Below are 1,362 nucleotides of genomic sequence, written 5' to 3'. Positions count from 1 at the left end.
GAGGGACTTCAAGGCGTCCCGGCGGTATGTGCTTGGTATATGGGAGTGAGTCTGAACGCTGATTGAGGCGCTTGTTGTCCCTAATTCAGGTGAAACAAATACCGCGAAGTCACTGACTCCACGCCATATTTCCGGCTGAATCGGAGGCTAACCGGAGCGCCCTCAGGCTTGAACGACGGCCCCGGCCTTCAGGAAGCCCTCGGCCCGGCCAGCCTCGATACCCCAGCTTTTCAGCACATCGGCCGACTGCACGCCCGCAATCGCCGGCAAGCCGTTCACAGCTCCCGCCGTACGCGAAAACCGGGGCGCTGGCCCCGGCTGAACCGCTCCGAACGCCTCGACGAAAGTTTTCCTCGCGGCGTTGTGAGGGTGCCTGGGCGCCTCATCCATACTCAGGACGGGAGCAACGCAGGCGTCCGTACCGTCAAAAATGGCCATCCAGGCGTCCCGCGTCTTGGTTTTCACGACCTCCGCCACCCGATTCGAATAGCCCGGCCACTCCGACCGGTTCATCTGCGCCGGGAACGCGTCGTCAGGCAGGCCCAGCCCCTTCACCAGCAGCGCATGGAATTGCGGCTCGATCGCCCCGATCGCCAGGAACTTCCCGTCAGCGCATTCATATGTGTCGTAGAAGTGCGCCCCGCCATCCAGCAGGTTGTCGTCGCGGTTGGCGTTCCACATGCCCGCCGCCTTCATCCCATAGAACATGGTCATCAGCGACGCTGCGCCATCAATCATGGCGCAGTCCACCACCTGCCCCTTGCCGGAAGATTTGGCCTCGATGATCCCGGCCAGCAGGCCAAACGCCAGATAAAGCGCCCCGCCCCCAAAATCCCCGACGAGGTTCAGCGGCGGCGCAGGCGGCTCGCCCTTCCGCCCCATCGTGTGAAGCGCACCGGTCAGCGCGATATAATCAATGTCGTGCCCGGCCATGGTCGACCACGGCCCCGTCTGCCCCCAACCCGTCATCCGCCCGAACACCAGCCGCGGATTTCGCGCCAGCGCCACGTCCGGCCCCAGCCCCAGCCGCTCCATCACGCCCGGCCGGAAGCCTTCGATCAGCCCGTCCGCCTTCTCCATCAGGCTAAGCGCCGCCTCGACGCCTTCAGGTTTCTTCAGGTCGATCGCGATCGATCGCTTGCCCCGGTTCGCCAGATCCGGCTGCCCGCGCCCCACCGCATCCGAGCGATCAATCCGCACAACGTCGGCGCCAAGATCGGCCAGCAGCATCCCGCAGAACGGTCCCGGACCAATGCCCGCGAACTCCACGATCTTCACGCCAACCAGGGGACCAGACGCCATAACGCTTCTCCGTTTGCGCCGAAGACACTCCCGCATTGCCGCGCACGTCAAGCCTGTCGC

1 protein-coding gene is annotated in these 1,362 nt (G+C 64.6%); it reads right to left on the bottom strand.

The window, feature by feature from the left end; all coding sequences use genetic code 11:
• Window positions 1–162: 162 nt before the first annotated feature.
• Window positions 163–1,362 (bottom strand): CaiB/BaiF CoA-transferase family protein (locus tag EON91_RS14425; protein WP_366250477.1); only part of this gene is annotated, 1,200 nt, incomplete at its 5' end.

Source organism: Brevundimonas sp., from assembly GCF_004210735.1.
GTDB lineage: Bacteria > Pseudomonadota > Alphaproteobacteria > Caulobacterales > Caulobacteraceae > Brevundimonas.
This window is presented reverse-complemented; position numbering and strand designations above follow the sequence as displayed.